At 37.1% G+C, this 13,802-nt stretch carries 11 protein-coding genes; 7 read left to right on the forward strand and 4 right to left on the reverse strand.

All coding sequences use genetic code 11. The annotated features are described in order from the left end of the window. Window positions 1-268: 268 nt before the first annotated feature. Both ASU03_RS03280 and ASU03_RS03285 read left to right on the forward strand, forming a co-directional pair. Complete coding sequence (locus ASU03_RS03280; RefSeq protein WP_057830979.1) at window positions 269-1,921, forward strand: alpha-glucosidase family protein; 1,653 nt, start codon at window positions 269-271, stop codon at window positions 1,919-1,921. A gap of 49 nt (window positions 1,922-1,970) precedes the next feature. Then, window positions 1,971-3,782, forward strand: a complete 1,812-nt coding sequence (locus ASU03_RS03285; RefSeq protein WP_057830453.1) for an alpha-amylase family glycosyl hydrolase — start codon at window positions 1,971-1,973, stop codon at window positions 3,780-3,782. 458 nt (window positions 3,783-4,240) lie between these two features. Here ASU03_RS03285 and ASU03_RS03290 read toward each other — a convergent pair whose 3' ends face one another. Beyond that, window positions 4,241-6,025, reverse strand: a complete 1,785-nt coding sequence (locus ASU03_RS03290; protein ID WP_197411185.1) for a YceK/YidQ family lipoprotein — start codon at window positions 6,023-6,025, stop codon at window positions 4,241-4,243. 173 nt (window positions 6,026-6,198) lie between these two features. Here ASU03_RS03290 and ASU03_RS03295 point away from each other — a divergent pair, with 173 nt between their 5' ends. Next, window positions 6,199-6,624: a hypothetical protein gene (locus ASU03_RS03295; RefSeq protein ID WP_057830455.1), complete on the forward strand. Its 426-nt coding sequence runs from the start codon at window positions 6,199-6,201 to the stop codon at window positions 6,622-6,624. A 425-nt stretch (window positions 6,625-7,049) separates the two neighbouring features. Further along, complete coding sequence (locus ASU03_RS03300) at window positions 7,050-8,297, forward strand: IS4 family transposase (RefSeq protein WP_231731503.1); 1,248 nt, start codon at window positions 7,050-7,052, stop codon at window positions 8,295-8,297. Between the two features lie 420 nt (window positions 8,298-8,717). Here ASU03_RS03300 and ASU03_RS03305 read toward each other — a convergent pair whose 3' ends face one another. Then, complete coding sequence (locus ASU03_RS03305) at window positions 8,718-9,260, reverse strand: TrmH family RNA methyltransferase (protein WP_157465827.1); 543 nt, start codon at window positions 9,258-9,260, stop codon at window positions 8,718-8,720. Window positions 9,261-9,703: 443 nt separating this feature from the next. Between ASU03_RS03305 and ASU03_RS03310 the strand changes: the two genes are divergently transcribed. Both ASU03_RS03310 and ASU03_RS03315 read left to right on the forward strand, forming a co-directional pair. Then, window positions 9,704-10,123 carry a hypothetical protein gene (locus ASU03_RS03310; protein WP_057830457.1) on the forward strand — a complete coding sequence of 140 codons (420 nt, stop codon included), beginning with the start codon at window positions 9,704-9,706 and terminating at the stop codon, window positions 10,121-10,123. Between the two features lie 177 nt (window positions 10,124-10,300). After that, entirely contained in the window at window positions 10,301-10,741 is a 441-nt protein-coding gene (locus ASU03_RS03315) for an adenylyltransferase/cytidyltransferase family protein (protein WP_057830458.1), read from the forward strand. Between the two features lie 214 nt (window positions 10,742-10,955). Here ASU03_RS03315 and ASU03_RS03320 read toward each other — a convergent pair whose 3' ends face one another. Next, window positions 10,956-11,519 carry a methyltransferase gene (locus tag ASU03_RS03320; RefSeq protein ID WP_231731474.1) on the reverse strand — a complete coding sequence of 188 codons (564 nt, stop codon included), beginning with the start codon at window positions 11,517-11,519 and terminating at the stop codon, window positions 10,956-10,958. A gap of 31 nt (window positions 11,520-11,550) precedes the next feature. Next, the gene (locus ASU03_RS03325) at window positions 11,551-12,444 is read right to left on the reverse strand and encodes a LysR family transcriptional regulator (RefSeq protein ID WP_057830459.1); all 894 of its coding nucleotides are present in this window, start codon (window positions 12,442-12,444) and stop codon (window positions 11,551-11,553) included. Window positions 12,445-12,631: 187 nt separating this feature from the next. On the opposite strand from ASU03_RS03325, the gene ASU03_RS03330 reads away from it, so the two are divergent. After that, entirely contained in the window at window positions 12,632-13,609 is a 978-nt protein-coding gene (locus ASU03_RS03330) for a zinc-dependent alcohol dehydrogenase family protein (RefSeq protein WP_057830460.1), read from the forward strand. Window positions 13,610-13,802: the final 193 nt, after the last annotated feature.

Below are 13,802 nucleotides of genomic sequence, written 5' to 3' on the forward strand. Positions count from 1 at the left end.
AAAGTTGAATATGGATAGCCGAGTGTTAATGATAATAACCTTAGTCTGAGGGATACAGCATCTTGAATACGTATGCAGGGCTAACTAAGCCGGAATTGGTATTGCATACGTATGTATTTTTTGATAATAGCGATACATACGTATGCAAAGACTTTCAGCTCAGTTTTTATTTGCGTATTCTTATTTGAAAGAATTATTAAGTGCTTAGACAACGATGGTTAATGGTAACTGTCACCAAACGAGCAAGTATCTGGGTTGGGGTTTTCAAATGAATGAACAAATGTGGTGGCGTGGCGCGGTAATTTATCAAATTTATCCACGCAGCTTCTATGATACTAATCAGGATGGTATTGGCGATTTGCCGGGAATTATTAGCAAGTTAGACTATATTGCTAGTTTAGGAGTCGATGCTATATGGATCTCACCTTTCTTCAAATCACCGATGAAAGACTTTGGTTATGATATTAGCGACTATCGCGATATTGACCCTATATTTGGTACCCTAGCTGACTTTGATGAGCTGGTACTGAAAGCGCATGCCCTTGGCATTAAAATTATGATCGATCAGGTGCTTAGTCATACTTCCGATCAACATCAATGGTTTATTGATTCACGTGAAGATAAAACTAACGATAAAGCTGACTGGTATGTATGGAGTGATGCCAAAGAAGACGGTACCGCACCGAATAACTGGTTATCTATTTTTGGTGGCAGCGGTTGGACTTGGGATCCTCGACGTCAGCAATATTACTTACATAACTTTCTCACTAGTCAGCCAGACCTAAACTTCCATAATCCGGAAGTACGCCAAGCGGTGTTAGACAATATTGAATTTTGGCTTAAACGTGGTGTTGATGGCTTTCGTCTTGATGCTATTAACTTTTGTTATCATGATGCGCAATTGCGCGATAACCCAGCTAAACCTAAAGAACTTCGTACCAGCATAGGTTTTGATGAGAAAAACCCTTACGCTTATCAATATCATTATTACAATAATACTCAAGATGAAAACTTGGGCTTTATGGAAGATATTCGCAGTTTATTGAATCAATATCCTGGTTCGGTGGCTTTAGGTGAAATCTCCTCAGAAGATTCATTAAAAACCATGGCTGAGTACACTCAAGGTAATACTAGGCTACATATGGGTTACAGCTTCGATTTATTAACCGATAATTTTTCTGCCAGTTACATCAAACAAGTGGTAGAAAGTCTTGAATCTCGTGTCTCTGATGGATGGCCTTGTTGGTCTATTTCTAATCATGATGTACAACGTGTGGTCACCCGATGGGGTGGTTTTAATAGTAAAGATTTTGCTAAAATGCTTTTTGCCATGATCTCATCATTACGCGGCAGTGTTTGTAGCTACCAAGGTGAAGAGTTAGGTTTAACCGAAGCTGATATTGCCTTTGAAGATATCCAAGACCCTTACGGCATTACCTTTTGGCCACAATTTAAAGGTCGAGATGGTTGTCGAACTCCGCATCCTTGGCAGCATGATGCTATCAATGCCGGCTTTAGTGACGGCAAACCTTGGTTACCGGTAGCAAACACCCACTTTGCTCAAGCCGTTGATGTCCAAGATGAAGCGACTGATTCCGTGTTAAATAGCTACCGTCATTTTAATCACTGGCGTAAAGAACAACCTGCGTTACGTTATGGTGATATCAAGTTTATTGATACCCCTGAGCCAATATTAGCTTTTGTACGTCAGTATCAAGGTGAGCAGTTATTAGTTTGTTTTAACTTTAGTGAACAGAGTCAAACAGTGACTTTATCTTCTCTAACTCAACAAAGCGATAGCTTAACTGTTTTAACCGAGCATAAGCTAACCAGTGGCACTATTGTTGATGGAACCTTACAGTTACCGCCTTTTGGCTGTTTTTACTGCAAACTAGGGCAGCAAGCTAAGTCACTAAGTTAAATGAGTAAACCTGTAACTTAAATACAGCAAATCCATTAAGAGAAGCTCTATGAATTTTATCAGTAAATGTTCGCTACTAGCAGCGATAAGCTTGGCTTGTTTAACCTCTCAGTTAAGTCAGGCAAACGAAGCTAAGCTAACAGCAAAAGCGGCAGCGTTAGCACCCTATCAGCAACGTGCCTTTCAAGATGAAGTGTTTTATTTTGTCTTACCCGATCGCTTTTATAATGGTGATAGCAGTAATGATTTAGGCGCTGGCGCTAATGATAAAAAGCGCGCTGTCTCTCGCGGTGGTTTTGATAAAACTCATAAAGGCATGTATCACGGTGGCGATCTAGCCGGTCTTACGGAAAAACTGCCTTATCTTGATAATATGGGCATAAGCGCTATTTGGTTAACGCCAGTATTGCGTAATCGTGCCATGCAAGCGGGCACATCCGGTTACCATGGTTATTGGATTTTAGACTTTACTGAAATTGACCCTCACCTTGGCAGTAATGCTGAGCTTAAACATTTTATTGACCAAGCTCATAAGCGCAATATAAAAGTATTTTTTGACATTATCACCAACCATACTGCCGATGTTATTAAGTATAAAGAGTGCCATGGTGAAGACGGTTTAGGCTGGATTATTGAAGAGAGTAAAGATAATAAAGGTACTGACTGCCCGTTTATTTCCTTGGCAGAGCTAGCCCAAGGTAAACATTACACGCCATTAATTCCAGCAGGTGATGAATTATTAAAATCACCAGCTTGGTTGAACGATATGTCGGCTTATCACAACCAAGGTGATTCATTTTGGCAAGGTGAAAGTGCTATTCGTGGTGACTTTGCCGGCTTAGATGATTTGTATACTCAAAAAGAGAGTGTGGTTAATGGCATGATTGCCATTTATCAAGACATCATTGATGAATTTAAACCCGATGGCTTTCGTATTGACACGGTAAAACATGTCAATATAGAGTTTTGGCAGCAATTTTCACCCGCCTTAATGCAGCATGCAAAAAAGCAGGGTATAGCTAACTTCTTTATGTTCGGTGAGGTTTATAGCTTTGAGCCTGAGATTTTAAGCCGCTTTACTACCGAAGCAAAAATCTCCTCAGTATTAGACTTTGCCTTGCAAGGCGCTATAACAAAAGCGCTGGTTGAGCAGCAAGGTACTGAGGTATTGGCACAATTATTCGCTCAAGATCATTTTTACCAGAGTGATGATAAAAGCTCTAACAGCAGGGACGCTAACCAATTAGTTAATTTTACCGGTAACCACGATATGGGCCGCTTTGCTTATGCACTTAAACAAAGTCCACATAACTACAGTGAACAAGCGCAAATACAACGTAATTTACTGGCCCATGCCATGATGTTCTTTAGTCGCGGCGTACCGGTTATTTATTATGGTGACGAGCAAGGTTTTATCGGTGATGGTGGTGATCAAGCTTCTCGTCAAGATATGATGCCTTCTTTAGTGGCTAGTTATAATGACGATGATTTATTGGCAACAGATAAAACCACAGCGGATAACAATTTTGATACTAATCATCTGTTCTATCAAACTTTTGCTAAATATTCGCAACTATACCAGCAATATCCAGCATTACGCTTTGGTGAGCAGACAGTGGTCTATGCGCAAGACAAACCAGGTGTTTTCGCGATAACACGTCAACTGAAAGCGAGCAGTCAATACCAGGCGCAAGATTTATTGATAGTGTTCAATACTGCTGTTAAGCCTCAACATATAGATTTACTGACCGTGCAAGGCGGAGCGAAAAAAACGGATAGTGAATTAGTTTATCGTTCAGCTAAAGTAGAACAAGCCGATGAAATAGCCGCATTGAGTTTTGTTATTTATCAGCTGAAGTAGTTATTTTAAGACGTCACTAGTCAATATGTGGGTTCCAGTTTAATTCTAAATTCTGTCCAGCATGGTTAAATTCAAAAATGTATCAACATAGAGTCGATAATCACTTATAAATAGGCTTAGATGTGCAAATTATGGCTGTTTTTACCACAGAGCGGTCTCTTTTATGAACCCCATTCACCTCAGCTAAAGGGCAGTTTAGATACGAAAGCGGACATTGTGCCACTTTAGTAGCAAGCTAATTTAACACATCGCGGACATTTCGTTATTTTCATCTAACGTCCCCTTGATATACTGATCAACCATCTATAATCAAGTAATATACAAATAAAAAATCTTGTTCAGCTACATTGAGAATACTTAAAATTAGTTAAAAACAAAGCCCGAAATGAAGTTACCTATAGAGTATGTAAATTAATTAACTAATTTCTCGATGCCCTATTTCGATTCATGACAAAGTTTTAATTTTTCGTACTAGCATTAAAATTAGCTTTAACAATTTTTTTGTACTCTTTAGATAGATGCTTGTTAGAAAGTAGACGGGAGTTTACAAAAATAGTGGCATTATCCAGAGACAAGCCTTCTAAAACATAACTACTTTTTGAATGTATTGCCAATTCCAACATTATAAGATATTTCTCATCAGTATATTCATCTCGGGAGTCATATAGCGCGACATAAATACTATCTGTAGCTGCCTGATTCCTTATAACCAACTCGCTAAAACTATAATTGTTATAACTAGTTATATCAGACAAAATATTTTCGCTCTGGGCATACTCTGAAAATGCTTTTATAATATTTGCTGTACGTTTATCCATTTCGTTATTGATATTCGCCTTATACCTTTTATAAATTTTTTCTTGCAAGGATATAGGAGTCGCCTTATTCCTAGCCAAGGCTAAATCTATATTGTAGCTATTCATACTCGCTGCTGAGTTAATAACGCTTAAACTTTTTGTGTTCTGAACTAACGCTATAAAGATAGGAACTTCATCTGATGTGAAGTTATCTGAAAAACTCTCTGCCATTATTTGTGCTATATCATCGGGTACCGAGTTATTAGATACAATCAACTTTAACGTATCATAGTCTCTATTATATTGATCGTAGCAACCTCTAATATATTTTTCAGGTAAAAACTCACTAATTAATAATGACTTACAGGGTATTTTTTCGGTTTGTGCCATTTCTGCAACACATGATTCAACAACACGTTCATCATCATTTAGAATTAATTTAGTAACTTTACTAACACTAATATGACTATTAGACTTTATTTTTTTTACTTCCGATAAGCATATATGTTTTTTTAACTTAGGGTACTTATGCGATTCCCAATAAATATTAAAAAGTGAACTTTCGCTTTCTTGGTATTCCTGGTTATTTGATATAAGGTCAAAAGTGATTTTTAAAGCTTCTTCATTTAAGGCACTTTTCTTCGTTAATCTATTTATGTAATAGCTGCTGGCTGCTGAATATTTACTGACAAGAACTTCACTAGTATATTGGCCACTGTGATTTATTAGAGCATCACTCCAAAAGTCATGCATATTTATATCTCTATAACTTAAGTTCTCGTTAGATTGATTATAAATAGTATATTTATCTTGCCATTTAGACATTATTCGTAGGACTTCTAAAGGTGTTTGGGGGTATTCAGACAAAGATTCTAATACCCTCTGTCCATTATTACGGTATTTGTTAAAGATATATAATAAATCAGAGTCAGTTAGATTATGATTCTCTATCATACCAATAATAACTGATGCGTTATCAGCATAATAATCTACAAGTGATATTACATCCTTGCCCTTGATAGACCTCTTATAATTGTCACTTTTTAGAACATGTTGTGCTGTGCGATCTTCCCAACTGCCAATTTTTTCTTGCGAACGTATTTTTTTTATTATGTCAGAAATTGTACTTTCATTCTTAATTGCCTCATTAAAACGCTTATCATTTTTACTGTTTAGGCTTTCTAAACCACCATTTATATATATATCATAGGGTACAGTTAGCGTATCAAAAACCAACGAAATTGGTATATCGACAATCACAAAGGGCAACATTACGACTCCTAAATTGTGAAAGAAGTTGTCAAAAGATGTTTCAAGATACTTTCCATCAATCCTTGTAGCAAAATAGATGCCTGTAGTGTTTTTTCTTTCTACTTCCTTTCTCTCTGAATATTTAGCAAGGCTTCCACATCCAGTTAATAGGGATAGGAATATAAAATTTACCAAACAAAACCTTAAAATATAATTAATTTCCTTCTCCTGAATTAATTTTATTGGACATATTTCACAACAAAAAAGCTATTAATATCTAATAAATAATCGTTAAATGAATGTTTTTGACTTTTAAGACTCTATCATTAAAAATAGGTTTATTATCATTAAATAAATCAAGATATTATATGAATCTCTTAAAGGTAATTTCCGTATTAATAATCTCATTGATATTATCAGGTTGTGTAGGTATAGGGATTGAATATAACACTTACGAAGATATTCAATTTAACCTTAAAAAATATCCGGGTTTACACGATGAATCTGTAAATAAATTAATGGAAAAAACGCCATATAAAATATATGAAAAAGATGGTGACAAAATCTATGTTTTTAACTATAGAAAAATAAAGCCAAACTCAAATAATTATATATTTTTATTATTTCCTATTCCTCTTCCAAAGATGGATGTAGAAAAACAAACTGAACTTTACTTTAAAAATAATCAAGCCTATAAATTGATATATCGTAATAGTACCTCTCACTCTAAGGGGTTTGGTTTTGTTTGTGCCCCGCCATTTTGGGGAGGCTCCATCTGCAATACATTGCCTTAATTTAATCCCATAAAAATACCACAACTTGTCGAATTTCAGGCTGCCCATTAACAAGCTGTTTAAACAAATAACAATTGGTTTTTGTTACAGCTTCACTTATTTCAGCCTACTATTATTTAGCCGCTTATGGCGGTGTTACCGATACAAAACCAAATTTAAATCAACGCTACAGGTTAAATGCTAATGTCCGCAATGTACCGTTGTCAGCGTTAAACTTAATGTCTTCTTTTAGCGATCAGCTGACCTAAACAGCAACAAATAACTAACGTCAACTGAGCGCACCACAATGTCATTAACTTAAGCTTAATTTACACGTTTACAATAAGTTAGCTAGTTGCTAACCTATCTATGAATTAAAAACATAGAGAAATCACTAATGAGCTGTTCAGTATTTAATTCAAATAGTACAAAAGTTAACCAATAAAATTCATTCAACTGAGTTTTTAGAAAATCACCGTAAAAAACCTACCGATTTTACCCGAAATCGCACGCTTACTTTTCCTCGTTTAATGAGTTTTATGTTGAATGCGCTCAATGGTTCAATTCAGGCTGAACTCGTTCGGTTTTTCAATGTTATCGATGATAGTTATTTGTCAACAAAGTCAGTTAGCACCGCTGCATTCTGTAAAGCCAGAAAGAAACTCTCTCATCAGGCATTTATTGAGTTAAACGATGATTTAGTTCAAGAATTTTATGAAACTGCAACCATTGATAAATGGCAAGGCCGTAGACTGTTAGCTGTTGATGGGTCAGTCACACAATTACCACTCTCTAACGAACTACTTGAGCATTTTGGAAAAGCTCGTCCACATACCGCTATGCCTCATGTTCGTCTTTCTCAACTTTATGATGTTAAGAATAATATTACCCTAGACTTACAGGTAGAAAGCCATTCAACAGGAGAGCGTGAAATGGCGTTAAAGCATTTAAATAAAACCCAAACAGGCGACTTAGTCGTTTATGACAGAGGTTATCCTGCCGTTTGGTTTTATAAATACCATAGGCTAAAAAATGTCGATTTCTGCATGCGTATTGTTAAAAGCTCTAATGTTGTTAAAGCCTTCTTAGCAAGTGGGAAATATAGTGATGTCGTCGATTTTCCTTGTATTGAGAAGTCTCTTCGTCGATGTAGAAAAGATAAAATATCGACTGAATCACTACGTTTAAGATTGGTGAGAGTTGACCTGCCATCAGATGAACCAGAGGTTTTGGTTTCATCATTAACAGACTTGAAAGCTTATCCTACTTCTCTTTTCGCTGATTTATATCACCAACGTTGGGGAGTTGAAGAAGACTACAAAATATTAAAAAGTCGCCTCAATATTGATAATTATTCTAGTGTTTCCGTTGAAGGTATTTTACAAGACTTGCACGCTAAGTTATTGACTAAAAACCTTGCAGCTTCTGCAATCCATGATGCAAAACGAAAAATAAAGAAGCCTAAAAACAAGAGGCTCTATGATTATAAGATTAACTTCACTTTTGCGATAAATCAGCTCAAAGATAAGATTGTCAGATTCACAATGAAGCTAGCTGATCTTGAGCTATATGAATTACAGATAAGTAAAATATCAAAGAGTTTAAGTGTTATTCGGCCCAATCGTAAGTTTGTTCGACAAGACCGCAGAAACAAGACAAATAAGTACCCAATGAATTATAAACGTATGTGTTAAATCCTTAAGTTAATGACATTGATGCGCACCAAGAAGACTTTAGCGGTATCTTATTTTTCACTGTTCATTTATTACTATCCAAGGCTCACAGTTGAAAATCCATCATGTTCTGATATTCTTCAGTAATTAGCTCTTAAGCGGTCTATATAATTGAGCTGTTCACTTTTTATGAGATGTCAGTTTCATATTAAAGTGGATTTTATGCGTTCAATTTATTGTTAATCTGGATTTTAAAAAAAGACTGTCTGGATTTCGACCTCTAAGTTTTTGATTCTATTAAGAGCAGAATTTCACTTTAAACTGGATCTCACAAATAGATGGCAGCAGACTGAATAGCGATAAAAAAGCGATCTCAACTTATCTGGAGGTCGCTTTTTTCTTTACACTTTCAAATTTAACTCATTAAAATAGGTGTTATCGCTATACTGTGCTTCGAAGTTGATGAGCACACTCAGCTAAGACAATAGCGCCAGCGGTTGAAACATTTAACGAATTACCCATGCCAAACATGGGAATGTGTATTTGTTGCTGGCTTAATTGTAATGCTGCCTCACTAACGCCTTTACGTTCATTGCCTAATACTAAGACACAAGGCGATGGGTAAGTAACTGCTTTATAATCAACAGACTCATGGCATAACTCGACACTAAAAATCCCATAACCTTGCTCTTTTAATGTTTGTAAGCTTGCCGTGGTGCTATCGCTATATTCAATGCAAACCCATTTAGCTTCATTGCGCGAGGCTTTGCGCAACTTCTTTTCTGAAATAGTTAACTGGCCACAAACAATGATTTTTTCAATAGCGAAAGCATCGGCTAAACGAATAAAAGAGCCAACATTGTAGCTATTAGTGACATTATCCAATACCACGACTAAAGGCAGCTTAGGCTGATTGAGGTAGTCCTCTCTGGCGGGCTTATTTTTTCTAAGTTCATCTTTACTTAGTTGTATTGATGGCTGTATTGCTGACTGCATGATATATATCCTGTTACGAGTATGAGCACGTGTATGAATTAGTGTCTGAGTGAATGCCATAACTCAGCACCAGCATACGTTTAAATCTGATGGCGGTATTGTACTTGTTGACAGCGTAATGTTGATGGCATTTTTTAGTTTTTTTTAAAGCTGTTTATTTTATGCTCTAAGGGCGTTATTAGACAAAAAAAACAAGGTTTTTAGCCATCATAGAAAGGTCTTAGCTTCAATTTTTTTGCGTTATATCTTCCTTTGAAGCGAGTAACAAGAGCTTGCCCAGTAAAGCTAAAAAGCAAATAGGGGTAATTAGCATCACCTATATGAGCAAGTATGCTGTTTAGTTGCTGTTTATTTGCTGCAAAGCTCTATAATCACCGCTTAAAACTTAGCTAACCCTAATTACTTTCTACTATAAATAAGAAGGCCACAAGATGAATACCAAAATATACAAGCGAGTACTTTTACTCACTGATAGCTTATTGACGGCGGCTCAACAAAAAAATCAAAAGATATTCGATGGTTTTTATGCTGAATTAAAGCAACTCTGTGAAGAGTATGAAAAATCGGATAAAGACCATCCGGTCCAGTGGGAAACTCTTGCTGATTTCACCGATGATATAGCGTTAGCAATTACTATATATCAACAAGCTTTAGTGAAGGCGGAAGCGATTAATTCTAAAGATTTCCGTTCTTCTATTGGTTTTTCAATTGCGGCGCTAAAAGTCGAGTTAGGTGATAAAACCGGGGCTATTGAGTATTTAGAAAAAGCTAAAATTAGTTGTAATAAAATTGTTGATAAAGAATTAAAAGCTGAGATTCATGATTTATTGGAAGAATTAAAGCATTCATAAAACAACTCTAAAAAGTAACTGCGTTATGGTTAATACTGCGGCTCTTCTGCGGACCCTTCTTAGTCAGCAGGGGGGATATTGTCTTAACTGACAATAAATTATCGTTCAGTTTAGTCACTTATAAAAGAGCTGTTATAATAACAGGGATAGTACTCTAAACTAGGACTTAAAAATAATATGTTGGTGTATACAGTAGGTACGTTTGATTTGTTGCATGTTGGCCATATTGCTTTGTTAGAATACTGTCGGACATTGGGTGATGAAGTCGCGGTGGGCGTGGCTTCGGATGAAGTGGTAAGTTCTTATAAGTCCAATGTGCCTGTTGTTCCTCTTGAAGAGCGCATGGAAATGTTGAAAGCCTTGCGGTGTGTTGATATTGTACGGGCTTACCACAAACTTGAGTATGTATCCGCTTGTCAAGAATTGAAACCTGATATTTTTGTTATTGGTGAGGATTGGGGAGATAAACCGCATAATCTTGATGTGGAAAATTATTTACGTGCTGAGGGTGGTAAAATCATTCAAGTCAGTTATAACCCAAAAACATCATCGACCAAAATTAAACAAAATGTCATTGCTCAATTTCATCGAGGCAAGTATCTCGTTCAAGAGCTTTAGTGTCAATCACATCGCCATACTGCACCTGGACTCAGTGAGCTATTGGAGCACGTCTTGGCGAATCTTTCTGAATCGCCCTATGAGACCATCTTAACGGGTATGACACCCGCCGTTAGCGGGATTTTCTGCCGCTGCGTTTCATTGCTTTAGCGAAGCATAACTAAAGCTAGACCTCATTTGTGCTGATGTGTCCGTATTATCGCAGCAAGAGCATTTATCTCTTACTAATTTTATAGAGGTAGACGGGGGATTTGTAAAAATCATCGATGGGTATAGTTTTACTGGCTTGCCACCCCGGTAGGGCAAAGTTATTGCTGATGACAAAGCTAACGCCTGATTGCTCCAGCGGTAAGCTATTACTGATTTTTTCCATGGCTTGTGGGAATAAATAGCAAACTAATACCGAGGACGAAGGTAGCTCTGCCTGATAAAAGTCTTGTCGATGTAAAGTTAAGTTCTTTAATCCTAACAGTTTCTTAAGTAAGCTCGATGTTAGCCAGGGCAGATATGATAATTCATAACCCACTATTTTCCGGTGCGGATATCGCTTGGCAATAGCGATAACAAAGTTGCCCCAACCACTACCTAAATCAATGATTGGCCCTGCTTTTGTTTCTATTTCAGTTTCATCAATTAACTGCATCATAGCGAGATTGGCTTTATTAGAGCTAGGCATAGGGGAGATGCCTAATTTTACCGTGCTAAAAATGATCGATACGGTCATAGGCAGCGCAATAACGGCAAAAAACAATAGCAAAAAAAGTTCAAATATAGGCAAGGGAAATTCTCTAATGGGGGAGTGCTAGCTATTAAATTTCTACAATGTTGTCTACTAAAAAGTCCAAAAATACTCGTGTTTTTACTGACACCATTTCGCGCTGTAAATAAATAGCGTAAGTAGAGCTTAGTTCTTCATAAGGACTGAAGGTATATTCCGGCATTACATTAATCAAAGAGCCATCGTTTAACTCTTTTTTAACTGCCCATAATGGCATTAAGCTAAGCCCAGCATCATTTAACACTAGCTGTTTTTGGCCGTTTACTGAGTTAACAGAAATAGTATCACTAATGGTTAATTTTGTTCTTTTATCAGCCATTAAATACCAATTTTGCCAGCGAGAATAGCTATAACGGATACATTGATGATCTATTAGCTCTTCAGGGCTTTGCGGTGTGCCCTTGCTCGCCAAATATTGCGGACTGCCACAGAGTAAAAAATTATTATAGGCCAGATGTTTGGCAATCAAGGTCGAATCAGCTAAGCGCCCGCTGCGAATAGCAACATCGATATTCTCTTCAACTAAATCAACAACGCGCTCAGTTAACTCAAGTTTGATATCAATATCAGGATACAGTGCGATAAACTTCGGCATGAGTGGCAGCACAATACTTTCGCCAAAACCTACCGTCATAGTTATTTTTAGTTTGCCCTTTGGTTTTTCTTGCAAGTTATTGACTGCTTTTTTAGCTTCATCAAACTCAGCAACAATACGCTGAGAATACTCATAATACTTTTTCCCTGCTTCGGTTAAACCGGTATTTCGGGTAGTTTTATTTAATAAACGCACACCTAGCTCTTGTTCAAGCGCGGCTAATTGTCTTGAAATAGAGGAGGGCTGTACATCAAATATTCGACTCGCTGCTGAGATACTGCCGGTTTCAACCACAGAGTTAAAATACAGTAATCTATTTAATGAACTCATGACTACTCCGCTAGGCGCTAATTTTTAGATGCTAACACTTATTGCTACCACTTTAACTTTGCTTTGCTAAAAAAGCAAAAGTGATTTGTCAGTTGGGTAATGGTTTGCTTTGTTGGCAACACATAAAATGGCCACACTTACACGAATAAGCAAGACCCGTACATAAACAAATAAAGAGAGTCAAAATATGAAAGCAATGATCATTAAAGAAATCGGTAGCACTGACGTTTTCCAACTTGTCGAAAAAGCAAAACCAGTAGTTAAGCCAGGTCATATGGTAGTTGCAGTGAAAGCAACAAGTGTCAATCCCATTGATACTATGTTGCGTTCAATAGAACTACCTTGGTCAACAAACTTACCTGAAGTATTACACGGTGATGTTGCCGGTATTGTTATTGAAGTGGCTGCAGACGTAAGCAACTTTAAAGTTGGCGACGAAGTTTACGGCATGGCTGGCGGTATTAATGGTGTTGATGGAGCCTTAGCTGAATTTATGTTGGTTGATACCCGTTTAATGGCGATGAAGCCTAAAACACTAACGATGAAACAAGCGGCGGCCCTGCCATTGGTAGCAATCACTGCTTATGAAGCACTGGTACAAAAAATGAATGTGCAAGAGGGTGACAAGGTACTTATTCATGGCGCTACCGGTGGCGTTGGTCATATTGCCATTCAATTGGCGAAAGTGCTGGGTGCCACTGTAACTGCTACTTATGCTCCTGCTAATGAAGCGCTAGCAAAAACACTGGGGGCCGATAACTTAGTTGATTATGCCACTGAGTCAGTTGCAGACTATGTGCAAGCATATACTGATGGTGCAGGTTTTGACAAAATATTCGATACCGTTGCCGGTGATAATATTGAAAAATCATTTGCCGCAGCTAAGTTCAATGGTCATGTGGCAACAATTTTACCCATTGTCGATCCATTACCAATCGCCCTTAAAAGTTTGTCATTCCATAGTGTGCTGACGCTTATTCCACTATATCACGGCATTAACCAGGCATCACATGGTCGCATCCTTACAGAAATTGCTGAACTTGTTGATGCCGGTAAAATCACCCCTATTATCGATGAAAGTAACTTCTCAATTTGGCAGGTAGCTAAAGCACACGACCACCTAGCATCAGGTAACGCGGTAGGAAAAATCACTCTTACAGTATAAGTTTCTACTGATCTTAACTGAACAAAAGGGTGCTAATGATTCATTAGCACCCTTTTTATTTATATCAATTTAATTAACTAATGCTTAACTGTAATAAGAATAAATTTTCAAGAACAAGACGCTTGATTGAGCAATAGCTGGCTATTGGGATTGAAGCACGATGTTATTGGCTATTTAGGCCATTTAAATAATT

The organism is Colwellia sp. TT2012 (genome assembly GCF_001440345.1).
GTDB lineage: Bacteria > Pseudomonadota > Gammaproteobacteria > Enterobacterales > Alteromonadaceae > Colwellia.